This window comes from Brucella pituitosa (assembly GCF_965577835.1).
GTDB classification, from domain to species: Bacteria; Pseudomonadota; Alphaproteobacteria; order Rhizobiales; family Rhizobiaceae; genus Brucella; species Brucella pituitosa.
On record NZ_OZ264094.1, the window covers coordinates 140335 to 166687 of the forward strand.

The following is a 26353-nucleotide window of genomic DNA, read 5'->3' on the forward strand; positions in this document are numbered from 1 at the left end:
CTTTATTTGGAGGATTCAGGCTGAAACGCACCCATGCGGGTGAAATCATCACTGTCTTTGAGGTGATCAGCACCGGCCCAAAGCTTTGCTACAACCGATGTCAGCGGGTTTTCCGCACCAGTGCGCACGGCCATTTCCTGGGCAAGACGAACATCCTTGCGCATCAGCCCCATCGAAAAGCCGCTGTCGAACCGGTCGTTCATTACCCAGGTCGGGAAATGGACCTCGCTTATCATAGACTTCCCTGATGCAGCATTCAGCACGCGCAATGCGGATTCCGGGCTTATTCCGGCAGCAAGCGCCAGTTTCAGCCCCTCGCTGGTGGTCACCATATGCGCGGCCGCCAACAGATTATTGACGAGCTTTGCGACATTACCTGCACCGCTTGGGCCGACATGCAGTGCTTTGGCGGCCATGGTTTCGATCACGGGCTGGGCGAGCGCCAGATCGGCATCGCTGCCACCAATCATCATGGTCAATTTACCTGAGGCCGCACCAGCCGGTCCACCGCTGACGGGCGCATCAAGGAACCCATGTCCCATGGCATCAAGCTTGGCCGCAAGCGCGCGGCTTACATCGGGTTCGGATGTGGAAGTGTCGATAATGATCACACGACCGCGATCGGCACTTGCCAACAGATGACTATGCGCATTGACGACGTTTTCAACATCGCGTGCCGTCGGTAGGGAGAAAACAAGAAAGTTCGACTTCTCAAACAGGAGGTCCAGCGTGTCAGACGGCGTTACACCCGCCTTTTCTGCCAGCGCCTTACGTTCGGCAGACAAATCAAAACCCAGCGTCGCAAACCCTTTCGCCGCAAGCGTCTGCGCCATGCCAAGCCCCATACTGCCGAGGCCCACAACGCCAATCACCGGTTTTTCTTGTAGCGACATTCCGCATCTCCATTTTTATCAAACCGGCCGGGGCCAGTCAAAATTCAATGGAGGAAAGCTCGCACCTATGGGGGGCAGCGCATAGCCGGATTGCGGACAACGCAGCGTCCCACCGCAAGCAACAGTCGAACGGATATCTTACCTGAAGGCCGCCATGCTGCCAGCGAGGAAACCGCTGAGGCGTTCAACCGAAAGCGGCAGGCGGCGGCGTGCGCGCACCATCAAATGCGCACTCGCTTCAGCTAATGGCGGGTCCGACAGTTCGCGTATTCCGACCGCGCCACGCGCAAGCTCGGTGGATACTGCAAAGCGAGGCAGAAAAGATATGCCAAGGCCAGCAATCACAAACCGTCGCAGAACATCGATTGATGTCGTTTCCACCAAGGGAGCAATAGCAAAACCGCGATCAGCAGCAACACGCGTGACCAATTGCGTGATGCCATGCCCCGGGCGCAAAAGCGCATTGGGCAAGCCTGCACAGTCAGCAAGATGCAATCGGTCTTTTTTCAGCAACGGGTGCTCAGGCGGCGTCACTACACACAGCGGCTGTCGTGAAATAGCCAGCGAACGAACCCGCGTATCCAGCAGCGGATTGTAAGCAATACCAATATCCGCATCGCCATTGGCAATACCATCAAGAACGCTTTCGGTGCTGCCAAGTTGCAGATCATACTGAACGTCAGGGTAAACTTTTACAAAAGAGCCAAGTCCATACTCAAGTACATCGGCCAGAAACCCCTCTCCGCACAGGATGCGGACACGCCGCTGTTGCAAACCTTTGAGGAGGCCTAATTGCTCCGTCAAAAGGCTGCTTTCTTCAAGAACCCGCCTGCTATGCTCAAGAACCAGTTCACCCGCTTCGGTCAAAGCCATGCCACGCGCGTTGCGTTCAAACAACGGCAAGCCTATATTGCGTTCTGTATCCGCAATCTGGCGGCTCACCACCGAAGGCGCGACGTTCATGTGTTCGGCAGCACCCCGGATCGAACCGATCCGGACCACCGCTATGAACATACGTAATTCTTTAGCGTCGAGCGTTTCCATACCGGTATGTTGCTCAGCAGCCACCGTTGGTCAACAAGCATCCCGGATATCGCAACACGATCATTACTCCGGAGACAGTTCAGTCGCGACGAGCTTGATCCAGAAATTGGCACCTATTGGCAAAAGCGCATCGTTGAAATCATAATAAGGCGAATGCAGGCCCGGATTATTTCCATCACGGCGGCTGCCAAGCCAGAAATAGCAGCCCGGGCTTTCCTGGAGCATGAACGCGAAATCTTCCGCAGCCATGCTTGGTGCCACATCAAGCACCTTAAGACCAAGATCAGGCGAAGCAGCCAGTTCACGTATCTTGCGGGCATTCTCCGCTGTATTGATTGTCGATGGATAGCGTTCTTCGTATATGACACGCGCCGTACAGCCAAAACCTTCTGCAATCGACGCTGCCAGCGTTTGCATACGACGAGAGATCGTGGCTCCGACTTCAGTTGAGAACCAGCGTGTCGTGCCACGGATCGTCATGCTCTCAGGAATGACATTCCAGGCGTCGCCACCATGTATCTGCGTCACGGAAACAACGGCAGATTCAAGCGGTGAAACGTTACGGCTGGCGATGGTCTGCAGAGCAGTGACGATCTGAGCTGCTGCAACCACAGGGTCAGCACCTTCATGTGGCATGGCTCCATGAGCACCCTTGCCTGTGACTTCGATCTCAAATGTGCCAAACGCCGCCATCATGGCATCGTCACGCGCTACACATGTGCCCACATCAAGCGCTGGCCAATTGTGCAGGCCATAGATCGCGTCAACGGGAAAATCTGTGAACAGACCCTCACGAACCATTTCACGGCCGCCGCCCTCGTTTTCTTCTGCTGGCTGAAAGATGAAATGCACTGTGCCATCAAATTCGAGCTGACTGATTGCTTTCGCGGCGGCAAGAGCCATTGTTACATGCCCGTCGTGCCCACAGGCGTGCATCTTTCCTGTCGTCTGCGAGGCGTAGGTCACGCCGCTTTTCTCGACAATCGGCAATGCATCCATATCAGCACGGATACCAATGGAGCGCTTGGATGTACCACGCGTCAAACTACCAATGACACCCGTTCGGGCAAAGCCCGTCCTGACGGCAAAGCCCCATTGCACGAGCTTTTCGGTAATGAACCCGGCTGTACGATTTTCCTCAAAACCCAATTCAGGATGGCGGTGTAAATCATGCCGCCATGCAAGCGCTTCCGCGATATCAGCTTCTGACAGAAAAACAGCCATATGAATATTCCCTATGTGAGACATCTAACCGGGGCAGGTTCATGAACCTGCCCCGGAAACCTTTTATCCCGTTATACGCAATGTCAGATCCGCGACAATAACTGAGCCGAGATAAGTACCGATCATCACGCAGATGGCAACGATAACGATCTTCCAGCCCGAGCGGCGGGCGATCTCAAACTCGTTGCGGGTCAGTGCCAGACCGCCATAGGCAAGCGCAGGTGTCGCGAGTGCCAGGAAGTTCAGGTCAGCGACTTTGGCCACCACGTAATCAGCGCCCGGTACACCCGGAATGGTGATGATGATGGCAATCAGCGAAACCCATGCAACACTTGGCAGATAAAATGGCATGAAGCGGGCCAGCATCAAACCAAAGATGGACGCTGCATAAAGAATCGCCATGCCAGGCAGAGCCTGTACCGGTGTAACACCGGTGCCAATCCAGTTGGCAACCAACCCGAGAAAACAGGCGATTATCAGCAGCAGTGCATTTTCGACAATATCGATCTTGCGCTCATCGGTCGTCTCAACGGACAGGGTCAGAGTGTCGATTTTGTTTTTCATAGAATCGGAAGTCATATTCTCGTCCCCTTATGCAGCATCGCGATATTCTTCAGGACGGCACTTCTTATAGAGCCATTCCGTCAAAGGCAGCGCCACGAACAAGCCGACATAGAGGCCCGTCGCATAAGTGAGAATATTGCTGGCTGCAGCCAAAGCCAGGATCAGATCCTTCTGTTCCGGAATTACGCTGACCAATCCGCCAGTACAGGCGGCGAGCATGCTGCCTGAACCCACGCCGCATGACATGGCAAGCGCGCGGAAATCAAACAGTCCGAAACTGTGAACGATCGGCGGCAACAGCGCGAAAACGAATGTACCAATCAAAGTGCCGGTCGCATAAACGCCCATCACACCGGCACCTTCGGGACTATCAAGTCCATATTTATCGGCAATCAAAGCCAGATTTGGTTCACGATCGATAGAGTAGGTTGCGCCGACGGTTTCACGTCCCATACGCAGCACAAACACCGCTATCGGGAACGCCAACGCGATGGTGCCCAAATTACCAATTTCCTGCAATACCAGAGCAGGACCGGCAGCAATGATGTTTTCAATCTGCGGGCCAACCGTTGTGCCAAACTTGGCAATAAACGGCATAATGGCAATGGTGATCATTGTGCCGGAAAGCTTAACCGAATCCGACTTCAGGACTTTGCCGGTTACCTTAAGAATATTGGGATTAAAGACGACACCTAAAGCAAATGCGTAAAGCATAGGCAAAAAGATGACAGCACCAATACCGATGGATAATTTTTGGATGCCTATCAGTTCTGAAATAGAAATGATCAGCAGCACAAATGCATGCAACCAGATATGTCGCAAAGCAAATACGTTATTCCCCTTCACGCGGCTCTCCTTGTGGTTTCTTCATACGCGCTTTCGGGCAAGTATGATCAGTTTGCGCTCCAGCACCAGCCATCCCCGGGGGAACGCAGCGTTGCTTAGATGACAACGCTATGAAAGGTCAATGCGAAGCTGATCTCCGCAATGACATCATTAGTAATTCAGCGGGATCTGAGACAACGCTGGTTTGAAATCGAAATTCCGTCACACGCCGGCTTTACCATCACCCGCCACCCGCCATCCAAACCTTGGATGCCTTTTGCTGAACATCCGGTCGCTGCGTATCAAATCCCCTGCTCTGAAATAAGCTTCCGTTTTGCGCATAGGAATTCCCAGAAGCTTTCAGCGTGCTTTTGAAGCGGAGTATCGTGACGGTAGATGCGGATTTCAACGGTGAGATCCCAATAGGAATCCGTGGAAGCACGCACCAGTTCTCCTTGTTGCACCTCATCATAAATAAGGCTTTCAGGCAGCCACGCCATTCCCCAACCCGCCAGCGCCATTGCCTTCAGCCCGATGGAGATCGTGTTCTCGTGCATCACCTGTCGTTTGAAATCGGGTCCAGCGAGGAATTTTTGTGAAAGTGCTGCCCCGAAGAATGAAAAATCGCCGTAACTCAGATAAGGCAATGCCTCCCCGTTGGCGATTGCATGATCCAGCACTGGACCAATTTCTGAAGGGCGTGAAACAGGTATCAATCTGTCAGTACCCAACACGATTGATGGAAATTGCTGAGGATCAATGAGTATAGGCACAGACGGATGCGCATAGGTGAGAAAGAAGTCAACCTCACCTTCGGTGAGGGTGGCGATGTTATCTTCGAACCCTCCCCGATCCGGACTGAGCCGCGAGCGTATAGTGCCAATTTCCTCGTCGATCTGCTTGAGCCATTGCGGAAAGAAAGTAACCGTCAGTGTGTGTAGAGCGGAAAAGGTGATGACCGGGTTTTTGACTTCACGATTTGGCTGGAACGCCTTGCGGGTGTTGTAAAACTGTCGAACCGTATCCTGCGCAATGGACAGAAAAGTCCTGCCTTCTTTCGTAAGTTCTGCGGGAAAAACCGCCCGATTGACAAGCGTCACCCCCAACCAGAGCTCAAGCTGCTTGATCCGCCGCGAGAATGCAGATTGCGTAACATGGCGTGTATCAGCGGCGCGCGAAAAGCTCGAAGTATTTGCAAGCGCGATAAAGTCTTCAAGCCATTTCAGTTCCATTTTCGACCCATCCAGCACTTTGAATTTCGGCTTCACCGTAATGCTACGGAAAAGCCTCTGCGCAATATATCGCCATCAAAACCTGTTATGCAATTTTTGCATAGTGATTGCAAAACATAGCATTGGCCTGCCAAATTCTTTTTACTTACCGTCCCCCTCAGCAAAAAATGAAATGTCCGAGGGCGTGTTTTGGCTAGGGTAATTTATTTGAATGGAGCCTTCGTAGAAGAGAGCGAAGCGAAAGTTTCGGTTTTTGATCGCGGCTTTCTTTTTGGTGATGGCATTTATGAAGTCAGTGCGGTTCTCGACGGACGCCTGGTCGACAATGATCTGCATCTCGCACGCCTTGAACGTTCGGTGAAGGAGATAGGTATTCCGCTTCCTGCATCACTCGGTGACATTCGCGAGGCTCAAACAGAACTAATTCGCCGTAATGCTTTGCATGAAGGCGTCGTCTATATGCAGGTTACACGCGGCGAAGCCGAGCGCGACTTCGTTTACGCCGACAACATGAAGCCGAACTTCGTCATGCTGACACAGGCAAAAAATCTCGCGAATTCTCCTGCTGTGCTTCACGGTGTACGCGTCGATGTTGCCCCTGACACACGCTGGGCGCGCCGCGACATCAAAACCGTAATGCTTTTGGCGCAGGTGCTGGCCAAGAAGCAAGCCAAGACCAAGGGCTACCACGAGGTCTGGTTGATCGAGGATGGTTTCGTCACTGAAGGCGGCTCGTCGACTGCTTTCATTATCACCAACGAGAATGTGCTGATTACCCGCCCGAACTCGCATGCAATTTTACCGGGCTGCACTCGCCGGGCGGTTTTGCAAATTGCCAAAGAGCAGCACCTCAGTATCGAAGAACGTCTTTTCACAGTCGATGAGGCGAAGGGTGCAAAGGAAGCATTTCTGACCAGCGCTTCGAGCTTTGTAACGCCGATCATTGGCATCCAAGATCATACAATCGGAGACGGTGAACCGGGGCCAATCACACGTCGTCTGCAACAAGTCTATCTGGACCTCGCACGCACCGGGAGTGAGCCAGTTTTTCAACAGTAACCTTCAAACAAAGGATAAAAAGAGGGGAACATGACAATAAAAAAACTTTTCAAACAAACCGCTTACGGAGCACTTTTTGCAAGTGCCGCCGTCATAACTTATGCCAGCACAGCATCTGCCGCCACTGAGGGTTATGGCGACTGTCCGCTGATCGGCGAAAAAGGCACAGCGAAGATAGAACCGGCAGTAGCCGACCAGTTCACTGTCATTATCAATCTGCCTGCGGTCGGCCAGTTTAATGGCGACACGCCGGATACGATCAAAGACGGCTATGAATTCTGCATGGCGGTTAATGTTGCCCATCGTCTGGGCCTCGATAAAGTAAAACTGGTCAATGCTTCGTTTGACTCCATCGTAGCTGGGCAGAACAAGGACTATGACATCGCTCTGGCGCTGATTTCCGTTACAGAGCCACGAAAGAAAGTTGTAGACTTTTCTGCGCCTTACATGAATTCTGGCTATGGCGTCGCGGCGCGTGCCGATAAGCCTGTGACTGAAGCCGATATCAAAACGGTTAAGGTGGGTACACAAGCAGGAACAACACTCGTTCCTTTCGCACAAGACACGCTCAAAGTCGCAAGCCTTGACGTTTTTGACGACACCGCATCCATGTTTACCGCACTTGCGGCAGGCAAGGTCGATGCTGTCATGACCGATCTGTCGATCACGCTCGGTCAGGCACACAATTCCAACGGCAGGCTCGCTGTGGTGGGTAAATATGAATCGAGCGGTGAAACCGCTGGCATTTATCCAAAGGGTTCGCCGAATGGCAAAGTCATCGATCAGCTGATCGAAGACATGCACAAGGATGGTACGCTCAAGAAGCTCGAGGAAGCTTACCTGCTACCGTCATGGGGTACATCTCCCGACAATATCCCACTCTGGAAGCCGTAAACTACCGATCTTTCGGGCTGCAGCTTGGCGTTAGGGCTGCAGCCCGGTCAATATTCAAATACGACCCTGGTCAAGTGAGGGTTTCTGCTTCGTACACCGCATATAGGGCATGTTTTGATCTGAATGAATCAGATGAGTGTTCTAACTGTTCGTTTTGACACGCATCCCGAAAGCCGTTTCTTACTCTTCGGGATGCATATCCGGCGGTGAATAAAGCGAGGCCCTGACCTGTTTCATCGAGAGTAAAGTCATGTCCCATCTGGCACCTGAAGCCAGCGCACAACGCGCCCAACAATGGCGCGACCGCAACAAGGTCCGCACCCATGGTGGGCGATCTCTGTTTGCTTTTGCCTTTTCGTTCCTCACCTTTCTGGCGATGGCACAAACCGCATATAGTGTTGCCAGTTACACAATAAGCCAGGGTTGGTCTTCAACACCGGTTATTGCGGCCGGCTTGGCTATTCTTATTGCTCCGCTTGGCGTCCTTTGGTTTGCCTGGCGGGCCGTTCAACTCTCCAGCAAGGCCGGAAACACTACCGATATTTATCAGGGACGGGCGTTCGGCGCTCAGGCATCAGATATATCCTGGCAAGCTATTTCCTATGCTGTGGCATTGCTGATCATCAGTGCGAGCGCATGGTTTCTCATCGCCAATGACGCAGCCGTCAGTCGTACGTTCTTCGATGTCAGTCTTATAGTGAAATCCTCTGGCACTGTGCTCAAGGCCTTTGGCACGAATATCATTATCTTCTTCATTGCTGCCTTGTTGATCCTCGTTTGGGCACTGATCATAGCGATTGCCCGAACGCTGCCGGGTAAGGCTGGCAGACCTATCCGCGTGCTTGCAACGTTCTATTGCGATCTTTTCCGCGGTCTGCCCGCCATCATAACCATCTATCTCATTGGGTTCGGCCTTCCACTGACAGGGCTGCCAATCATCAAGGATCTGTCTTCAATTTCCTATGCGATTATCGCGTTAACGCTGACCTACGGCGCCTATACGTCAGAGGTCTACCGGGCAGGCATTGAAAGCGTACACCCAAGCCAGATTGCGGCTGCCCGCTCGCTTGGCCTCTCTTATACACGCACGATGCGCTATGTCGTAATTCCACTTGCAGTGCGTGGGATCATCCCTCCACTTATGAACAACTGTATCAGCCTGCAAAAAGATACTGCATTGGTGGCCATCATCGGCACAATCGACGCCTTCAACCAGTCCAAGATCATCGCCAGCAACTATTTCAATCTCTCAGCCGTCACCACGGTGGCCATTCTGTTCATCCTGATCACCATCCCACAGGCGCGTTTCGTCGATCGTCTGATCGAACGGGATCGTCGGAAAACACGTTCGAGCCTGTGAGAAAGGACCAGACAAATGGCACTGATTGAAATTGATAAGGCTTATAAGCGTTATGGCGCACTGGAAGTGCTATCCGGCATTTCTCTCGACATCGAGGAACATCAGGTGGTTTGCCTGATTGGTCCCTCCGGATGCGGAAAATCTACTCTGCTGCGGTGCATCAATAGATTGGAAACGATCGATGAAGGTGAAATTCGTCTCCATGGTGACCGGGTCACGGGTCCGGGCGTCGATCTTGACTTGTTACGTCGCGAGATCGGCATCGTTTTTCAGGGATACAACCTGTTTCCTCATATGACCGTGATGGAAAATGTGACGCTGGCCCCGACTAAAGTTCTCGGTATGCCCCTCAAAGAAGCCGAGGAAAAGGGACTGGCATTGCTCGCCCGCATTGGCCTTGATCACAAGGCTAAGGAATATCCCGACCGTCTTTCCGGCGGTCAGCAGCAACGTGTGGCCATTGTACGTGCCCTGCTGATGGATCCGACACTTCTGCTTCTGGATGAAATTACCTCGGCACTTGATCCTGAACTTGTATCAGAAGTGCTTGATATCGTGCGTGATCTGGCCAAAAAAGGCATGACCATGGTGCTTGCCACCCATGAGATGGGCTTTGCCCGCGAGGTCGCAGACAAGGTCTGCTTCCTGCAAAACGGTAAAGTCTATGAGGAAGGCCCACCTTCGCAGATTTTCGGCAATCCGCAGGGTGAACGTACGCAAACATTCCTCAAACGCATTATAGAAGCTGGACGCCTTTAGGAAAAGACGGGAACCGGAGACAAAAATGACTGATACGGCACGCGACTTCGGCATCGTTTGTGGCATTTTGCCGACAGGTGCAAACAACGCCATCACCGATGTACCGGGCGTACGTGTTGGTCATCATACGTTGCACGAGGGTGATATCAATACAGGCGTTACGGCTATCATCCCGCATGACGGGAACATATATCGCCGAAAGGTGCTGGCTGCCTGCGATATTATCAATGGCTTCGGCAAAAGCACGGGTCTGTTGCAAATTGAGGAATTGGGAACTCTTGAAACTCCAATTCTCCTCACAAATACCTTCGGTGTGGGGACCTGCGCCAACGCATTGATCCGTGAAGCGATTGCGTTCAATCCCGATATTGGCCGCGCGACAGCAACCGTCAATCCGGTTGTGCTTGAATGCAATGATGGGCCCCTCAGTGACATTCAGGCAATGGCGGTTACCGAAGAACATGCACATCTGGCGCTGCTCAATTCAGGCTCCTGTGTTGCTCAAGGCAACGTCGGGGCTGGGACAGGCATGACTTGTTTTGGTTTCAAGGGAGGCATTGGCACGTCTTCACGCCAGTTCGAACTAGATGGCAAATCGTATCATCTGGGCGTTTTGGCACTCACCAATTTTGGTCGTGCGGGTGATCTGGTTCTGCCGGATGGGCGTATGCCTTCCCCCAAAACCCAGCCTCAACCGGAAAAAGGCTCTGTCATTCTCGTTCTTGCGACCGATGTTCCGATGGAACATCGCCAGTTAAAACGCGTCACGCGCCGTTGCGGCGCTGGCCTGGCACGGCTTGGCGCTTTCTGGGGACATGGTAGCGGGGACATAGCTGTTGGGTTTTCAACAGCAGTATCGTTTGACCATGATGAACCAAACGATATCGTGAATTTCGCAGCGCTTAACGAAAACCGCATCGATATTCTTTTTCGTGCTGCAACCGAATCTACACAGGAGGCCGTGCTCAACTCTATGTGCGCAGCCGAGGCCATGCGCGGCCGCTCCGGCAGCCGCCGTTCGCTCGCCGACTGGCTCCGTAACACTCACAGCTGAGCAGTTACGCGAGCTGAGGTGAATGGATAGGGGGGCAATGCATGCGTTCAGCCCCAACATGGCCCAACATACCCTGCCAACTCTACTGAAATCGATGCGACCGGGCAGCCGTTCCTCATCCCAAAACCGGCCAAAACCGGTTTGCACTTTTGGGAGATACACTCAGGTTACTCCTCTTTCGCTTAACGTGACAGCAATCTAAAGATAAAGTCATGTGCGATGAAGTCGGAGGCTCGGACTTGACGCTACGTTATCAGATCGTTGCATTGGCAATCGTGCCGCTTATCGTGGCTATCCTCACCGTAACTGCCTTCATCACATGGCAGTCAGCAAAGCTTGTGCAAAGTAGCATTGCCACTTTTGAGCAAAACATGCTGAAGGCTAAGGAAACGGAGCTGCTGAACCTTACCAATCTCGCACTGTCATCCATTCAGAAAATCTATGAGGACGCCGGTCCTGATGATGCGGAAGCCATGGAAAAAGTGCGGGCGATCCTAACGTCGCTCGATTACGGCCGTGATGGCTATTTTTTCGTTTATGACTATGACGGCAACAACGTAGTTCATCCTCGCCAATTGTTTCGGCCGGGGCACAACTGGCTCAATCTCGTCGATCCGGATGGGGATCGCGTCATCGCCAATCTGATTGGCAAGGCAAAGGAAGGAGGTGGCCTGCATCAGTATAAATGGGAAAAGCCCTCTAGTGCCGAAATGGCTGATAAGCTATCCTTTGCTGTGGGGCTGGACAAATGGAAATGGATGCTCGGAACGGGCGTCTATCTCGATGATGTCTACGCACAAACCGCCGCCGCAAATGCGGATTTCCGGGCCAATATCCGCACAACATTCCTGATCGTCAGCCTAATTGCCGTCCCGGCAGTGATGCTTGTCTTTGCTACCTGCATGTTGCTTAACTTGCGGGAACGGCGAATGGCCGACACCAAACTGAAAGAGCTGGCGCAGCGCATCATCGATACACAGGAAGAAGAAAGAGCACGACTGGCGCGCGAACTGCATGACGGCATATCGCAGAACCTCGTAGGCGTGCGCTATGCCATCGATCTTGCAAGTCGTCAGGTCGGAACAGCGAGTGGCGGCTCTCCACAGGCAATCGAAAAAGCGGCAGACGCCCTTAATGGAGCGATCAAGGAAGTGCGCCGTCTCTCGCATGATCTGCGTCCGCGTATTCTCGATGACCTGGGGCTGACGATAGCTTTGAAAGCACTTTGCGAACATTTTTCAGAACGCACGGGCATAGAGACGCATTTTGAAGCAAGTGGCTTGAGCGAAATGGTGAAACCGGAACCAAGTACAGCGCTTTATCGGGTTGTGCAGGAAGCTCTTACCAATATTGAGCGGCATTCTGGTGCCAACCAGGTCGATATCCGGCTTCGCGGCCTGAAAGGCAAAATAACAATGACAATTACCGACAATGGCAACGGCTTCACCGCACGTGACCTGAAGGATGGACTATCGGGACTGGGTTTGCGGAATATGCAGGAACGTATGGCACATTTTGGCGGTGTGCTCTTGGTTGAAACAGGCGTAAATGGTACGCAACTCACCGCACAGTTGCCGAAGTCGGTCACAGAAAAAAGACCGGAATCAGGAGTCGCATGACGAACGAATGTAAAATTCGCGTATTGCTGGTCGATAATCATCCTCTGGTTCTGGACGGTTTGCGTGCGGTTCTTGAAACCTATGACGATATTGAAATAGTTGGCGCTGCTGCAAATGCCCGCACCGCCCTGGAGCTTGCGTCATCGGTTGGTCCCGATGTGGTGTTGATGGATATCAATATGCCGCTTCTCAATGGCATTGATGCGATCGAACTTTTCAAGAAGCAACTGCCCGGTACTCGTATCCTCATGTTGTCCATGCATGACAGTCGCGAATACATTTCCACGTCTATCATGCGTGGAGCTTCAGGCTATGTTTTGAAAGATGTCTCAACAACAGAAATTGTCTCGGCAATTCATACTGTTGCATCTGGCGGCACATATTTCTCTTCGGGCGTTTCCGAAGCGCTCTTGGAAAGAGGCGAGAAAAAATCTGAAGGACTGTCTGCGCGCGAAGCCGATGTGCTGGTACTGGTCGCCGAAGGTGGCAGCAATCGTGAGATTGCGACCAGACTGGGGATTTCAGAAGCAACGGTAGAAACACATCGTAAGAATATCAAGAAGAAGCTCGGAATTGCCAGCACTGCCGGCCTCACACGCTATGTCATCGAAAACAGAATGAGCCTCTCATCGCATTAGAGCGCGTTTTGAACTGATTGGATCAGATCGGCGCTCTAACTTCTTCTATTTTAAGCATAATCTTATCGATCCTCGTTTCACTCCGGTCGGATTATGCTCCGGTTCTCCCCAAAGAACAATTCGCTTACCCACTAGTGGGTAGGGCTTTGTTGCTTTGATCTATAGTCGTCTTGCCGCGATGAATCCCCGGTCATAGTATCCTCCAAAACCGCTTGAGGAGGCGGAAAAGAAGGGGAGGAACGATGTCAGTTTTGCTGGCGTTGTCGCGCGCCATTGACGCGGCCAATAATTTCATCGGAAAGTCAGCATCCTGGTTGATACTTGTGGCGGTTCTTATAAGTGCCATCAATGCTGTCTCCCGCAAGCTTTTCAACATCAGTTCCAATGCATGGCTTGAAGCGCAGTGGTATCTGTTCTCTGCGGTTTTTCTGCTTGCCGCAGGCTACACGCTGCTGCACAGCGAGCACGTCAAAGTCGACCTTCTCTACAGTCGTTATTCACGACGAACCCAGTTGCTGGTCGAGATATTCGGTACGATTTTCTTTCTTCTGCCATTCTGCCTCATCACGATCTACCTCTCATGGCCAATCGTTGAGGCAAAGCTGGCCAGCAGCGAAACCTCCAATAATACAGGCGGGTTGGTGCTTTGGCCGGTCTGGATCCTGATTCCCATCGGCTTCGGTTTGCTGGCGCTGCAAGGCATATCCGAAATCATCAAGCGTATCGCCATACTCAAAGGGCAGATCCCCGATAAGGTCGCCGTTGAAGATGCCGAAGCGCAAGCGCTTTGAGAGGGATGGATATGATTGCATTTTTCACGGAAAATCTCGCTCCCCTTATGTTTCTCTCCCTGGTGGCCGTGCTCCTGTTGGGCTATCCGGTCGCTTTTGCCCTTGCCTTTGTTGGCTTCGTCTTCGGCTTTATCGGCATCGAACTGGGCCTGTTACCGGTCAATCTGTTCGGTGCAATTCCTGATCGCATCTTTGGGCAGATGTCGAACGAAACGTTGCTTGCCATTCCATTCTTCACCTTTATGGGCTTGATTCTGGAACGAAGCGGCATGGCAGAAGATTTGCTTGATACGATCGGGCAGCTTTTCGGACCTGTACGCGGGGGGCTCGCATTTGCTGTCATTATTGTTGGTGCGTTGCTTGCAGCAACGACCGGCGTGGTTGCAGCCTCTGTCATTTCCATGGGACTTATTTCCCTGCCGATCATGCTGCGTTATGGCTATGACCGGAAAGTCGCTGCCGGAACAATTGCGGCGTCCGGAACCTTGGCGCAGATCATCCCTCCCAGCCTTGTCCTCATTGTTCTCGCCGATCAGCTTGGACGCTCGGTAGGCGATATGTACAAAGGGGCACTTGTCCCGGGACTGATGCTTGTCGGCTTTTACTGTGCCTTCATCATCGGCATGTCGATCTTGCGACCCAATACTGTTCCCGCGCTACCGGTTCACGCACGAACATTGAAGGGCTGGAAGCTCGTTCGGCGTGTCGTATTCTCATTAGTACCGCCGCTTGTGTTGATCTTTCTTGTTCTTGGAACAATCTTTATCGGTCTGGCAACGCCAACGGAAGGCGGCGCCATGGGAGCGGTCGGGGCGTTGCTTCTTGCTATAATTAATCGTCGTCTTAATCTGCCGATGCTGACTTCCGCTCTCTACGCGACAGCAAAACTGTCTTCATTCGTTATCTTCATTTTGCTCGGCGCACGTGTTTTCTCGCTTACATTTTATGGTGTTAACGGTCACGTGTGGGTTGAACACCTGATGACGTCAATTCCTGGCGGCGAAGTTGGATTTCTGATCGTTGCCAATCTGCTTGTGTTTTTTCTGGCATTCTTTCTCGATTACTTCGAGCTGGCCTTCATCATCATTCCACTTTTAGCACCTGTAGCAGATAGTCTTGGAATTGATCTTGTCTGGTTCGGCGTGATGCTGGCGGTTAACATGCAGACATCGTTCATGCATCCGCCATTTGGTTTTTCGTTATTCTATTTGCGTTCTGTTGCACCGTCCCGACCATACAAGGACAAAGTAACGGGAGCGACAATCCAACCTGTTACATCCGGGCAGATTTATGTTGGCTCGATACCGTTTCTGATAATCCAGCTCGTCATGGTCGGGATCATCATAGGGTTTCCCGGCATCGTCACCCACTATAAGGGCAACCATAAACAGCTGGACCCGTCGACCATCCAGATCAATGTGCCGATGCCAGATGCAGGTGGAGGAAACCCATTTGGCGATGCACCAGCCCCATTTGGTGCGCCTGCGCCCTCTCCGGGTGAACCGTTGCCCGCACCATCATTCGGCACGCCCTCCCCGCCTTCGTTCGGCCAGGGTTCAAACCAACAGGAAAAGCCGGATCAGTGACGGCGACGCTAAAGCAGCGGAGCCAAAAGCGTGAAGCGATTTTGCGTAAGATAATGCTTAAAAACAAATAGTTACAGTAGTTCCAACGATCCAGTCTCAAATGGAACCGCTGTCCCTACTGCATATAATCAAGAGTCTTAGAGGAGGAAAGACATGAAACAGGACTTAAACCGCCGAACATTCCTGACAAAAGGCGCCGCTATTGGCGCAGCCGCTGCAGCCAGTGGAGCGTCGCTTGCAACGCCAGCCATAGCGCAAGAACTGCCAACGCTGCGCTGGCGCCTGACCTCAGGTTTTCCAAACAACCTGGATACTATTTATGGCGGCGCAGTTTATATGGCTAATGCCGTTTCAAAGATGACAGAAGGCAAGTTCCAGATCCAGGTGTTCCAGGCTGGAGAAATCGTACCAGGACCACAGGCAATCGACGCGGTGCAGGCGAATACTGTCGAAATGGCGCATACCTGTGGCTACTATTTTACCGGCAAGAATCCGGCTTTTGCCATCGGCACCGCGATCCCGTTCGGCATGAATACCCGCCTCCAGAATGCCTGGCTCTATCACGGCGGTGGCAATGAACTCTATAACGAGTTTCTGTCAGACTATGGCGTTGTGGGGATTGTTGGCGGTAACACAGCCGCGCAGATGGGCGGCTGGTATCGAAAAGAAATCAAAAGCCTCGCCGACCTCAAGGGACTCAAGATGCGCATCGCAGGCGTTGCCGGTGAAGTGATGTCACGTCTGGGCGTCGTACCACAGCAGTTGCCCGGCGGCGATATCTACCCATCCCTCGAGCGCGGCACTATTGATGCAGCAGAATGGGTAGGGCCTTATGACGACGAGAAGCTCGGCTTCTATCAGATCGCGCCTTATTACTATTACCCTGCCTTCTGGGAAGGGGGTGCATCGGTCCACTTCTTCATCAATAAGGAGCAATATGAAAGCCTGCCGGAACCTTACAAGGTAGCGCTCAATACGGCCGCCGAAGCAGCCACTCAGAACATGATCTCGCTTTATGACGTCAAGAACACAACTGCAATCCGTTCATTGGTATCGAAGGGGGTCAAACTTCAGCCGCTGCCGCGTGATGTGCTCGACGCCGCATACAAAGTGACTTTTGATCTCTACGCAGAGTACAACGAGAAAAATCCAGCATGGGCCAAAATTTATCCAAGCTGGAAGAAATTCCGTGACGAAGGCTTCGAGTGGTTCCGTGTCGCTGAATATACGTATGACAGCTATGTCTTTGCGCAGCAGGCCGCAGGCCGGTAAAACAACTGCGATAAGCATCTTCAATGCCTGAACATGCAGCGGGGCCCTGTGGCCCCGTTTTCTTGTCATGATGCGGAAAATCTATTGTGCCGTTTGCGAACTCAACAAAGATTACGCAACTCCATCCCAAGCACTTGAGTTTCAAAATTTCTTCATCGCGGCGTCATGCCACGTTCACATAAGCTGCATATTCAGCGCCCAACATAACCAGTAAGGGTTGCTTTGGTGTCTGGATTGCGTCTGACGAATGTCAGTAAAAAATATGCTGAAACAACTGTTTTAGAAAATATTCATTTTGAAATTAATGAAGGCGAGTTTGTCGCTGTTCTTGGCCCTTCCGGCTGTGGCAAGACCACGTTGTTACGCCTGATCGCTGGTTTTGAAAGCAACAATAGCGGTCAGATCGAGATCAGAAATCAGATCGTTGCCAACGATACAGGAACACTGGTTCAACCTGAACATCGCAATATCGGTATTGTTTTCCAGAACTACGCCCTGTGGCCACATATGTCGGTCGCTGAGAATGTCGGCTATGCTTTGAAAGTCGCAGGCATTGCAAAGATTGAGCGTCAAGCCCGTATTGCGCAGGCATTGGACAAGGTCAATTTGGGGCCGTTTGCTGAACGCCGCCCTGCTGATTTATCCGGCGGACAACGTCAGCGCGTTGCCCTTGCCCGTTGTCTCGCCGCCGGTTCCAGTATCGTTTTGCTCGATGAACCGCTTGCCAATCTCGACGTACATCTGCGCTCAACCATGGAAGACGAATTCCGGCGTTTCCATAAGGAAAGCGGCGCGACGCTACTTTATATCACCCATGATCAGTCGGAAGCGATGGCACTGGCTGACCGGATTGCGGTGATGGATAAAGGCCATATTCTGCAATATGCCTCACCGATCACGCTGTATCGTGAACCCGCAAATGCAACTGTTGCGACCTTCATCGGTAACGGCATGGTGCTGCCTATTGAAAATGTCCGCCTCAACGGCAATGGTCAGGCGAGTGGTGAATTTCTCGGCCATCAGGTCACGATGCGCTGTAGCGCTAATGAGCAGCCACGTGCCGAAGCGCAGGCGTGCGTACACCCACAGGATATCCGCATCAAGGATTATAATGCGGACGGCGCACCGGTACGTGTGACCAATCGTGTTTATCGCGGCGGCTTCTGGTCAATCACCGTCTCCCCGCATGATGCGCCTGAACTGAGCATACATGCCGAGGTGAATGATAATGCTGATTTCATTCCGGAAATCGGTCATCTGGCCTCGATTTCCTTTTCCGATCTCTGGTGCATTCCCGATGCACAAAATGAACAAAACTTCTCCCAGAGCCAACAGAAATTAAGCCTTACCTCCCAGGAGCAATTACAATGCGTCTAGTTCTCGCAACCGCTGCACTTCTCATGAGTTCTTCTGCGCTTTATGCGCAGTCGACCCTTATGTTGTACACGTCCCAGTCGCCAGAAATTGCACAGCAGACTGTTGATGCCTTCATGGAAAAAAATCCCGACATTAAAGTCGAATGGATGCGCAACGGCACATCACAGCTGATGAATATTCTCACAGCCGAGCGGCAGGCCGGTGCAGTGAAGGCCGACGTATTGCTGGTTGCCGATGCTATTAATCTGGGCATTCTGAAAAAAGATGGCCAGTTGCTCGCATGGCCAGAAGCTCCGGTAGAAAATATTGACTCTAAACTCTACGATCAGGATAAAACCTTTTTCGGAACCAAGCTTTCAACGACCGGCATTGTATATAATACGAAGACTTCCAAGCCTGTGAAGGGCTGGGCTGAACTATTCGTGGATGAAAATGCCGGACAGATCGCAGCTCCCAGCCCGCTGTATTCTGGCGCGGCACTCGTCCACATGCACAGCCAGTTGCAAGATCCGGCATGGGGCTGGAAGTATTATAACCGTCTCAATGAACTGGACATTGTTCCTGAAGGCGGCAATGGCCCCGTTCTGAAGGCTGTTGCTGGCGGTCAGGTCAACTATGGCATCAATATCGATGCGGATGTGCTGCGCGCAAAAAAAGCCGGCTCTCCGGTTGAGTTTATCTATCCGGAAGAAGGTTCAAGCTTCTTCTCAGAGCCGGTAGCCATCATGGCATCAACTTCCGTTCCGGAAGCCGCCAAGAAATTTGTTGCGTTCGTGCTTTCCGAAGATGGTCAGAAACTGGCAGCACAGCAGGGCTACATTCCCGTACTGTCAAGCGTCCCTTCCCCTGAAGGTATGCCTTCCGTTGATGATGTAAAGCTTATGTCGCTTGATGTAGACAAAGCCGTCAAAGAAGATGCTGAAGCTCGTGAGAAATTCATCAATATTTTTGGTGGCTGAATTCAATGAATGCTCACACTAAAACACAGGAAATGCGCCAATCATGGTTGGCGCATTTTCCATCTTTACGCCTGTCGTCGCAAACAACTGTTCTGATCTTGCTGACCTTACTGGTGGTTCTGGTTTCTATAGCACCATTAATGCGACTGGTCATATCTGCGCTTTTGGATGATGGCAGCTTTGCTTTTGACCGCCTCAACAAGCTATTCCTGCGCAGCCAGACCAGTGCTGCGATCATCAACACGCTGATTATCGCCGTTGCCGCAACAGCTTTCTCTCTGGTCGTCGGCACGATATTCGCGGTGCTGGTGATCCAGACCGATTTACGCGCCAAGTCCGCTGCCGTTTTCGCCTTTGTGCTGCCACTGATGATCCCGCCACAGGTGATTGCGATGGCTTGGTTGCAGGCCTTTTCTCCATCTAGCCCGATTTTTAATCTGCTCGGAATTTCTGTGGCACCGGGCGGCAAACATCCGCTTTATTCAATCGGCGGAATTGTTCTGGTACTTGGCATCTACAATGCGCCACTGGTTTATCTGGCTTTGCAGGGTAGTCTTAAACGCATTCCGGTTAACCTGACTGAGGCAGCCCGTGCTGCCGGCGCCAGCCGGATACGTGTTTTACTTACCATCATCCTGCCACTTGCCCGAGGCGGGCTGATTGCTGCGGCCTGTTTGTCTTTCGTATCTGCGATCAGCAATTTCGGTATTCAGGCAATGCTCGGAATACCGGCACGCGTTCCTACGCTGATCACCCAGATCTATCAGCAGATCAACAATATTGGACCCAACGCACTGCCGAACATGGCAGCTCTGTCACTCGTGCTGGCAGCACTGACCATTGCCGCCATTGTGCTGGCAAATTTCGGTATGAACCGTGGTGACAGCCGCGTTGACATGGGCGGTCGTGGTTTCAATATGCCGCTGGGTAGATATGAGCGTCCAATTTCGGCGATTGTCTGGCTTTATCTCATTATCAGCATGGTTCTGCCTTTCAGTGCGCTTTTACAAACCTCGCTGGTGCCAGCCTATGGTCTGGCGTTGACGACTGAAACATTCACACTCAAAAATTACACTTCCGCACTGTTCAGTCATGCCTCTTTGCGCGATGCATTCCTGACCTCACTGTGGCTGACCACAACTGCGGTGATATTCCTGACCATCTGCGCCTTGTTCATGGGTTATTTTCTGACATGGAAGCGCGGTAAACTAGTGCGCTTCCTGCATATCGGTGCTGAACTGACCTATACATTGCCCGGCGTTACATTGGGTGTGGCGATGATCTTGTTGTTTCTCAGACCTGTACCGGTTATCGATATCTCGATTTATGGAACCCCATGGATTATTCTGGCCGCTTACATTTCCGGCTTCTTTGCTGTGGCCTTGCGACCTGTCTTGTCGGGCTACCAGCAGATTGACCGCTCGCTGGAAGAAGCCGCTCAGATATCCGGTGCAGGTTTCTTACGCCGAATGAAGGATATTATCTGGCCGATCATTGCACCAGTTTCCATTGCTAGTGCGATCATCGTATTTATGAGTGCGATAAATGAAATACAGACATCGATCCTGCTCATCTCGTCCAGCACACGGACAATCGGCCCGATGATCATCTTCCTTGAAGAAGGTGGTGCGTCGACCCTTGCTGCAGCTGTCGGCTGTTTGATGATCTTCGGCATTCTGATTTTGATGTTGCTATCGGTTGTATTCTCGCGTTGGTTGCCCAAAGGAGTTCTGCCATGGCAATTTTAACCTGCGTCAGCGGCCTCAACGGCAAATTACCGGCAGCATTTCTGCTCGATATTAAGGGTAAACGGATTTTACTCGATATCGGTGAAGGCCCGGAACCTGGCGTGCGTCCTGATTTTTCAGGTATCGACTATGTTGATGCCATTTTCCTGTCGCATGGGCATATCGACCATGTGGGTGCAATTGATCTTTGGGAAAATTTAGGCAAACCGCCAGTCTACGCCAGTGCCGAAACTTTCTCCGCTTTGTCTGTCATGGGTTTACCGCTGCCGGAACATGCCCGTCATTTTCTACCGCTGACAGGCCGCGCCAGCATTCTTGACCTGGACATCACGCTGGGGCGCTCCGGCCATGCCATCGGTGGGCAATGGATACATTTTGAGAACGACGGCGGTGTGATTTATATGGCCGACTGGAGCAGGGAATCCACCGTTCTCGCTTTTGACAATCCGCCACCGGCAAAAATCGTGCAGACGGATATTTCCTATCTCGATCGCGATCAGCCACTATGCGAACAGTTTGAAATTCTCACAGACCTTGCAAAACCCGGCACAATTTTCCCGGTTCCGATTATGGCACGCGGCACTGAAATGGTATTACGCCTGCATGAAGCCGGTGTGAAGGTTTCGATCTGTATGCAGATCCGACAGGAAATGCTGGTCTTATCTACCGATGAAACTGACGCAGTTCTGCCTTCAACAAAAGCGCAGATCAAGGCCGTGTTGCCGCAACTGACCATTGTTCAAGCGCCGGAAAGTACGGATGATGATGCGGTAATTATTTTGGCCGACAGCGAAAAATCAAATAATCTGTTGCAGGATTTCAGTGATGATAACAGCAGACCGTGGAAATTTGTCTTCACCGGCCATATTGCTCCGAACAGCCGCGCCAACAAGCTGATTGCCTCAGGCAAAGGCTCTCGCACCAGCTGGAATGTGCATCCGCGCGTAAGCGATCATGGCTGGCTGCGTGCAATCACAAAAGCCGACATCATGGTTCCGGCCTTTGGCAATTTGGTGGATGCCCCCAAATTAAACAACGGCCTCGACGCCTACTGGAATGTAAACCGTATCATTGATGTTAGTGATACGCGGGATAAAAAGAGTAATGATGAACATTGAAGAAACGCCAAAAGAACGCGCCGAAAATGACGATACCATTCTGGTGCCGGTTCACACGCTGACACTTGAGAATGGCAGAACATGCACGCTTTATGTCGGTAATCTGACGGGCGCTTGTGATCCGCAAGCTATGCTCGCTGAAAATGTCACCTCCTCGTTGAATGTTTCACTCAATATTCATGTGCCGGAAGTGCAGCTGCCCGATGGTATTCATGTGCGACGGGCGAAAGTCGGACTTATCGACGGCGAAGGTAACAATGTAGCGCATATGGCTGCGGCAGTGCTGGCTCTTGATGGGCTGGTAACACAGGCGAGTCCGGGCAAACCCTATTATCCGGCTCACCGTGCGGGCAATGTGCTGGTCAATTGCCGTGGCGGTCGTTCCCGTTCGGTTGCGGTGCTCGCCCTCTACCTGCATTTGAAAGACCCGACCGCTTTTCCCGATTTCGAGAAGGCCGTAAGCCATATCCGTGTCTTGCGCGACAATGGTGATCACTATCCTCTGCCGCCAATGATGGCTCTGGCTGATGAATTGCTCGCGACAGGGAGCTTGCAGAAGCTGCTGAGCTAAACAGATGGTTGCGTCGGCAAAGCGGTTGTGATGGGCAGACAGGCGTTGATCCGGCGCAGCACTTGGGTGAAGGCGATATCGGTTGCGCAATCCAAAACGTGGATTGACCGCAGACAGCCATTGGTGGGCATGGTTCCCTACTCTCTGGGGCGCCCTTCGAACCAATAACCGATGGCTGTTATCCTATTCTTGTCGAAATCTTTTTCATCGCGAAAATGAGCGCGTGCATCTGCGACCTGATTGGCTTCGCCAGCAATCCAGATATAACCCTCACCTTCGGGCAACACGACATTCTTAGCGATCTGCGATAGCGGTGCGGCGGCCGGACCGCCATGCGTATCTCTGTGCCACGTAATAAGACTTGAATGCTCGTGTTCCAGATCGCGTTGCATATCCCGCATGTCGGGCAGGCAAATATGTGAATGGATCACGACGGATCGCGGCGATGTTTCAATAATCCGCCCTGCTGCGGGCAATCCCGTAATGTCTGCGAGTAAAAGAACCCAAGAAATGCTATGAGGTGGTTGGTAACGTCCCTCTGGGCCGGTAAATTCAATCAGTGAGCCTATCAAAGCACTTGATGCCCAGTCCGCTGCAATCCCACCATCATGCATGATGATATCTACGGTCATTTGAAGTGTCTGAGCATCCCAGTACCGCACTGTATACGGTCGAGTGGTGTAGGTATGTCCAATTCGGAAAACAAACCGTATCCATTCATCTGCAATACCGAGCGACTTGAACCCGGCCAATCCATCCCCACCAAACACAAGTCTGATGATCGATGATGAGATCCACTTCTTTCCGATAATTCTGGCGACAAAAGGGTTGTCCAGCTTTCTAGCCATGCGATTTTTTCCACATCATAGTCAAGAAATATGGACCTCCAATGAGCGCTGAAAGCAAACCAGCCGGCACTTGCCATGGGAAAATTATAAGCCGCCCGAGCAAGTCGGCAGCGACAAGAATGATTGCTCCCAAAAGGGCTGCGGCGTACAATTGAGACATAGTTTTCCGGAAGCCCGCAGCCCGTGCAATGTGGGGAGCCATCAGCCCAATAAAACTTAGCGGACCAACTACAATAGTAGCAGCTGCAGTCATTAAGGAAGCGGCCAGAATGATCAGTCCTCGCGCGCCTTTTACATCAAGGCCCATTGAGCGAGCTGTGCTTTCACCCAGTGGAAGAAGTGCGAGCCAACGACCGAACAATGGCAGAATAAGCAATGCCACCGCTGCCACGACTAAAACCGATGTGGCTGTGGCCCAGTCAGCGCGATAGGTCGAGCCAGACATCCATGTGAGCAGAAGAGTGCGCGCCGATCCTCCACCTGCAATCAGGAACTCCGATATCGCGCCAAGCAAAGTTCCAAGCGCTACACCAAACAGGATTGTTCTCTGAGGCGAGTATCCAAATCTGTTGTTCAACAGCAGTACAAAGCCGGTCGTACCTAATGCGCCAATCGCTGCCGCAGCGATCACCGAAGCAGGTTGGTATAATGGCAACAGCAAGACCAGCGTTATTACTCCAAGGCTCGCACCCGATGAAATTCCCAGAACTTCAGGACTGGCCATGGAGTTGCCGAACATTCGCTGAACAAACACGCCTGCCAAACCCAGAAGCAGCCCTGCACCCAGCGACGAGATGATCCGTGGGGCTCGCCACCGACCAATGAAGTCGAGGTGTTCTGCCCCCTGAAAAACCCATCCATGTTCCCCACGCCCCATGCAGGCCGAAAAGAAGATCAGAAGAAGCAATATCAGCAACAACCCCACCAACTTGACTCCAGGGTTTGAAAGTTCACGCCACTTGATGAGCCGCTCATGCTGAGGGCGAGCAGATATTGTATTGGCTCGCCCAAGCAAAAGCAGAAGAAGCGGCGCGCCTAACATGGCGGTGGCAACACCGGTTGGTACAACTGCACTGCTCATCGGGATCGCCTGAACCAGTTGATCGGCAAGCCACAATATTGCTGAGCCAAGCATTGCTGAACCAATTAATCGCTCTCTGAGACGCCGTGCACCTGCCAGTCGAGCAAGTGCAGGAGCAGCCAGACCAATAAATGCGATGACCCCAATTGCTGAAACAACGCTTGCTGCCAACAGAAGCGGAACGAGCAAGATAAGAGGCCTTACCCAGGCACCTCGCAAGCCCAATCCCAAAGCGCTTTCCTCGCCAATCTCCATGAGACTAAGGGGCCGTAAGAATGCCAAAGCGATCACCAACGCAAGCGCAAGCCTGGTACCGAGAAACTGAACCTGTTGCCATCCATCCTGTTCAAGCCGACCCGATTGCCAGACAAAAAGCTCGGACAGGAACTCATGATTGAAGAGCGTTGTAATAGCCGCCAGCGAGCCAAGCGTCATATTGACGACAAGACCTGCCATGATCAACGATATTGAAGAGAGGCCGTCCCTCCCGGCGATTATAAAAACGAGGCAGGCAGCAAAAAGGGATCCGGCGATCGCAATGCTCTCGCGGCTATATTCAAGGGATCCGGGCCACCAGAGCATGGATAGGACAAGAGCCAATTGTGCGCCGGTAGAAACGCCTAAAGTGGTCGGCTCAGCCAATGGATTTTGTAAAACTTGCTGGAAAATACATCCCGATAGCCCAAGGGCTGCACCTGCCAGAATGCTCACTGCGATACGCGGCAGATAAGCATAAGAAAACAGGATTGCCGGAATCTCAGATGCATGATCGTTTTTGAGGGCTGAATACCATTGCTCGTATGGCAGCACCTGATTCAAACTGATAAAGCTGAGAATTGCTGCAAAAATCGAGAGCCCAATCGTCAGTTTTAATATTGCACCACGCTGAAATCCAACCCCCGCTGCGCTTCGCACTTCAAATACGCCCATTCTGATCAGGCTTGATACCTGCCACGAGCTGCTCAGACAGTTTTACAGCCGTAGAAAGAGCGCCATACATCGGGATATTCGGGAGTAACACCACTTCTTGTTGTTGCACTGCCGGGATGGCGTTCCAGATTGTACTGGACTCTAGCTTACGAAGCGTTACGCGCGTAACGTCGCCATCTCCAAGGATGTATAACCGCGTGCCTTTTAGCGCAGCAAGTCGCTCTATTCCGACATAAGCAAAGCCATTGTCGTTCGAGGGACCGCGCCAGCCATTCTTAAGGCCAACATGCTCAAGTACATTTCCCGGAAAGCTTCCAGGACCGAATACATTTGCGAAACGAGCATTGTTATGAAGATATATGCATACCGCGTCGCGCCGATCTGTGGAACGCAGCATGTCTTTCGTGCGCTTTAAACCACTCACCAGTGATGTTAGCCGATCAGATGTGGCTGAGGAGGGAAGCCTTCTTGAAATCTTAACAGCAAAATCGACACAGCGCTGCATTTGATCCCGACGCCCGCCGTGAAGATCCGAAACCTCAGTTGGTGCGATTTTCATCAGCTGCGACTGTATCAGGTGGGTATAGTTGCTCGTATAAATCAGACTGGGTTTGAGTATTTCGATGAGTTCAAGGTTGGGCTCCCACGGTGGCCCCAGATCCAGAACCTCCTGTGCAGCCAGTGTATCTCCAAAATAACTCTGGAACCGGGCTTTCTCCGTGATGGCCAAAGGCTGGATACCCAGAGCAAAAAGAGTCTCAGCCGACGCCCAGTCGAGCGCAATGACTCTCTCACGTGTGATCGCCTCACCAGACGCTCTCGAACTGAGAAGCAGAGTGGCAATCGTGCTCAGAACTATACGCCTGTTGAGAAGCATATCAAGAATTTACCCAATGCCGACGGAAAC

General features: G+C 52.1%; 24 protein-coding genes. 15 read left to right on the plus strand and 9 right to left on the minus strand.

Features of this window, described 5'->3' with window-relative positions; genetic code table 11:
* Window positions 1-2 precede the first annotated feature (2 nt).
* From ACSME1_RS19880 to ACSME1_RS19905, 6 genes are all read right to left on the minus strand, one after another.
* The gene (locus tag ACSME1_RS19880) at window positions 3-893 is read right to left on the minus strand and encodes an NAD(P)-dependent oxidoreductase (protein ID WP_435655686.1); all 891 of its coding nucleotides are present in this window, start codon (window positions 891-893) and stop codon (window positions 3-5) included.
* A 138-nt stretch (window positions 894-1031) separates the two neighbouring features.
* Window positions 1032-1961, minus strand: coding sequence for a LysR family transcriptional regulator (locus ACSME1_RS19885; RefSeq protein ID WP_435655687.1), 930 nt, complete (start codon window positions 1959-1961; stop codon window positions 1032-1034).
* Window positions 1962-2000: 39 nt separating this feature from the next.
* Window positions 2001-3161, minus strand: a complete 1161-nt coding sequence (locus tag ACSME1_RS19890; RefSeq protein WP_105707161.1) for a M20 aminoacylase family protein — start codon at window positions 3159-3161, stop codon at window positions 2001-2003.
* 63 nt (window positions 3162-3224) lie between these two features.
* A complete protein-coding gene (locus tag ACSME1_RS19895; RefSeq protein ID WP_094542141.1) occupies window positions 3225-3740 on the minus strand; it encodes a hypothetical protein in 516 nt (171 codons plus the stop codon).
* Window positions 3741-3752: 12 nt separating this feature from the next.
* A complete protein-coding gene (locus ACSME1_RS19900; RefSeq protein ID WP_105535217.1) occupies window positions 3753-4571 on the minus strand; it encodes a DUF3100 domain-containing protein in 819 nt (272 codons plus the stop codon).
* Window positions 4572-4852: 281 nt separating this feature from the next.
* On the minus strand, window positions 4853-5782 hold the full coding sequence (locus tag ACSME1_RS19905; protein WP_105535218.1) for a LysR family transcriptional regulator: 930 nt from the start codon (window positions 5780-5782) through the stop codon (window positions 4853-4855).
* Between the two features lie 207 nt (window positions 5783-5989).
* Between ACSME1_RS19905 and ACSME1_RS19910 the strand changes: the two genes are divergently transcribed.
* The 15 genes from ACSME1_RS19910 (at window position 5990) to ACSME1_RS19980 (ending at window position 22587) form a co-directional block, all read left to right on the plus strand.
* Complete coding sequence (locus ACSME1_RS19910) at window positions 5990-6841, plus strand: D-amino-acid transaminase (protein WP_105707163.1); 852 nt, start codon at window positions 5990-5992, stop codon at window positions 6839-6841.
* Between the two features lie 30 nt (window positions 6842-6871).
* Entirely contained in the window at window positions 6872-7735 is an 864-nt protein-coding gene (locus ACSME1_RS19915) for an ABC transporter substrate-binding protein (protein ID WP_100559862.1), read from the plus strand.
* A 250-nt stretch (window positions 7736-7985) separates the two neighbouring features.
* Window positions 7986-9095 carry an amino acid ABC transporter permease gene (locus ACSME1_RS19920; RefSeq protein ID WP_105707164.1) on the plus strand — a complete coding sequence of 370 codons (1110 nt, stop codon included), beginning with the start codon at window positions 7986-7988 and terminating at the stop codon, window positions 9093-9095.
* A gap of 15 nt (window positions 9096-9110) precedes the next feature.
* A complete protein-coding gene (locus tag ACSME1_RS19925) occupies window positions 9111-9854 on the plus strand; it encodes an amino acid ABC transporter ATP-binding protein (protein WP_105707166.1) in 744 nt (247 codons plus the stop codon).
* Between the two features lie 25 nt (window positions 9855-9879).
* Entirely contained in the window at window positions 9880-10908 is a 1029-nt protein-coding gene (locus ACSME1_RS19930) for a P1 family peptidase (protein WP_435655688.1), read from the plus strand.
* Between the two features lie 239 nt (window positions 10909-11147).
* Window positions 11148-12527, plus strand: a complete 1380-nt coding sequence (locus ACSME1_RS19935; protein ID WP_105707169.1) for a cache domain-containing protein — start codon at window positions 11148-11150, stop codon at window positions 12525-12527.
* A complete protein-coding gene (locus tag ACSME1_RS19940; protein ID WP_105707170.1) occupies window positions 12524-13165 on the plus strand; it encodes a response regulator transcription factor in 642 nt (213 codons plus the stop codon). The genes ACSME1_RS19935 and ACSME1_RS19940 overlap by 4 nt, the downstream gene beginning before the upstream one ends.
* 242 nt (window positions 13166-13407) lie before the next feature.
* Window positions 13408-13956, plus strand: a complete 549-nt coding sequence (locus ACSME1_RS19945; protein ID WP_105707172.1) for a TRAP transporter small permease subunit — start codon at window positions 13408-13410, stop codon at window positions 13954-13956.
* 11 nt (window positions 13957-13967) lie between these two features.
* A complete protein-coding gene (locus tag ACSME1_RS19950; protein ID WP_105707257.1) occupies window positions 13968-15542 on the plus strand; it encodes a TRAP transporter large permease in 1575 nt (524 codons plus the stop codon).
* 153 nt (window positions 15543-15695) lie between these two features.
* Window positions 15696-16814, plus strand: a complete 1119-nt coding sequence (locus ACSME1_RS19955) for a TRAP transporter substrate-binding protein (protein ID WP_100559849.1) — start codon at window positions 15696-15698, stop codon at window positions 16812-16814.
* A gap of 225 nt (window positions 16815-17039) precedes the next feature.
* On the plus strand, window positions 17040-18191 hold the full coding sequence (locus tag ACSME1_RS19960; protein ID WP_105707173.1) for an ABC transporter ATP-binding protein: 1152 nt from the start codon (window positions 17040-17042) through the stop codon (window positions 18189-18191).
* Window positions 18182-19150: an ABC transporter substrate-binding protein gene (locus tag ACSME1_RS19965; RefSeq protein WP_105707175.1), complete on the plus strand. Its 969-nt coding sequence runs from the start codon at window positions 18182-18184 to the stop codon at window positions 19148-19150. The genes ACSME1_RS19960 and ACSME1_RS19965 overlap by 10 nt, the downstream gene beginning before the upstream one ends.
* A gap of 5 nt (window positions 19151-19155) precedes the next feature.
* Window positions 19156-20898, plus strand: coding sequence for an ABC transporter permease (locus tag ACSME1_RS19970; protein WP_435655689.1), 1743 nt, complete (start codon window positions 19156-19158; stop codon window positions 20896-20898).
* A complete protein-coding gene (locus tag ACSME1_RS19975) occupies window positions 20886-22016 on the plus strand; it encodes an MBL fold metallo-hydrolase (RefSeq protein ID WP_105707176.1) in 1131 nt (376 codons plus the stop codon). The genes ACSME1_RS19970 and ACSME1_RS19975 overlap by 13 nt, the downstream gene beginning before the upstream one ends.
* Window positions 22003-22587: a protein phosphatase gene (locus ACSME1_RS19980; RefSeq protein ID WP_210202177.1), complete on the plus strand. Its 585-nt coding sequence runs from the start codon at window positions 22003-22005 to the stop codon at window positions 22585-22587. The genes ACSME1_RS19975 and ACSME1_RS19980 overlap by 14 nt, the downstream gene beginning before the upstream one ends.
* Before the next feature lie 137 nt (window positions 22588-22724).
* Here the strand turns inward: ACSME1_RS19980 and ACSME1_RS19985 are convergent, their stop codons facing one another.
* From ACSME1_RS19985 to ACSME1_RS19995, 3 genes are read right to left on the minus strand one after another with little or no spacing between them, the layout of a single operon-like run.
* On the minus strand, window positions 22725-23435 hold the full coding sequence (locus tag ACSME1_RS19985; RefSeq protein WP_105707178.1) for a siderophore-interacting protein: 711 nt from the start codon (window positions 23433-23435) through the stop codon (window positions 22725-22727).
* A complete protein-coding gene (fhuB, locus tag ACSME1_RS19990) occupies window positions 23428-25446 on the minus strand; it encodes a Fe(3+)-hydroxamate ABC transporter permease FhuB (protein ID WP_105707179.1) in 2019 nt (672 codons plus the stop codon). The genes ACSME1_RS19985 and fhuB overlap by 8 nt, the downstream gene beginning before the upstream one ends.
* Window positions 25433-26323 (minus strand): ABC transporter substrate-binding protein, encoded by an 891-nt coding sequence (locus ACSME1_RS19995; RefSeq protein ID WP_105707180.1) that lies wholly within the window; start codon window positions 26321-26323, stop codon window positions 25433-25435. Before ACSME1_RS19995 ends, fhuB begins: the two co-directional genes overlap by 14 nt.
* Window positions 26324-26353 lie beyond the last annotated feature (30 nt).

What these genes read in the sequence shown, in the direction of transcription:
- ACSME1_RS19880 (WP_435655686.1), bottom strand. Translation starts at nt 893, where the DNA reads ATGTCGCTACAAGAAAAACCGGTGATTGGCGTTGTGGGCCTCGGCAGT.
- ACSME1_RS19890 (WP_105707161.1), bottom strand. Translation starts at nt 3,161, where the DNA reads ATGGCTGTTTTTCTGTCAGAAGCTGATATCGCGGAAGCGCTTGCATGG.
- ACSME1_RS19895 (WP_094542141.1), bottom strand. Translation starts at nt 3,740, where the DNA reads ATGACTTCCGATTCTATGAAAAACAAAATCGACACTCTGACCCTGTCC.
- ACSME1_RS19905 (WP_105535218.1), bottom strand. Translation starts at nt 5,782, where the DNA reads ATGGAACTGAAATGGCTTGAAGACTTTATCGCGCTTGCAAATACTTCG.
- ACSME1_RS19915 (WP_100559862.1), top strand. Translation starts at nt 6,872, where the DNA reads ATGACAATAAAAAAACTTTTCAAACAAACCGCTTACGGAGCACTTTTT.
- ACSME1_RS19920 (WP_105707164.1), top strand. Translation starts at nt 7,986, where the DNA reads ATGTCCCATCTGGCACCTGAAGCCAGCGCACAACGCGCCCAACAATGG.
- ACSME1_RS19925 (WP_105707166.1), top strand. Translation starts at nt 9,111, where the DNA reads ATGGCACTGATTGAAATTGATAAGGCTTATAAGCGTTATGGCGCACTG.
- ACSME1_RS19930 (WP_435655688.1), top strand. Translation starts at nt 9,880, where the DNA reads ATGACTGATACGGCACGCGACTTCGGCATCGTTTGTGGCATTTTGCCG.
- ACSME1_RS19940 (WP_105707170.1), top strand. Translation starts at nt 12,524, where the DNA reads ATGACGAACGAATGTAAAATTCGCGTATTGCTGGTCGATAATCATCCT.
- ACSME1_RS19945 (WP_105707172.1), top strand. Translation starts at nt 13,408, where the DNA reads ATGTCAGTTTTGCTGGCGTTGTCGCGCGCCATTGACGCGGCCAATAAT.
- ACSME1_RS19950 (WP_105707257.1), top strand. Translation starts at nt 13,968, where the DNA reads ATGATTGCATTTTTCACGGAAAATCTCGCTCCCCTTATGTTTCTCTCC.
- ACSME1_RS19955 (WP_100559849.1), top strand. Translation starts at nt 15,696, where the DNA reads ATGAAACAGGACTTAAACCGCCGAACATTCCTGACAAAAGGCGCCGCT.
- ACSME1_RS19965 (WP_105707175.1), top strand. Translation starts at nt 18,182, where the DNA reads ATGCGTCTAGTTCTCGCAACCGCTGCACTTCTCATGAGTTCTTCTGCG.
- ACSME1_RS19970 (WP_435655689.1), top strand. Translation starts at nt 19,156, where the DNA reads ATGAATGCTCACACTAAAACACAGGAAATGCGCCAATCATGGTTGGCG.
- ACSME1_RS19975 (WP_105707176.1), top strand. Translation starts at nt 20,886, where the DNA reads ATGGCAATTTTAACCTGCGTCAGCGGCCTCAACGGCAAATTACCGGCA.
- ACSME1_RS19980 (WP_210202177.1), top strand. Translation starts at nt 22,003, where the DNA reads ATGATGAACATTGAAGAAACGCCAAAAGAACGCGCCGAAAATGACGAT.
- ACSME1_RS19985 (WP_105707178.1), bottom strand. Translation starts at nt 23,435, where the DNA reads ATGGCTAGAAAGCTGGACAACCCTTTTGTCGCCAGAATTATCGGAAAG.
- fhuB (WP_105707179.1), bottom strand. Translation starts at nt 25,446, where the DNA reads ATGGGCGTATTTGAAGTGCGAAGCGCAGCGGGGGTTGGATTTCAGCGT.
- ACSME1_RS19995 (WP_105707180.1), bottom strand. Translation starts at nt 26,323, where the DNA reads ATGCTTCTCAACAGGCGTATAGTTCTGAGCACGATTGCCACTCTGCTT.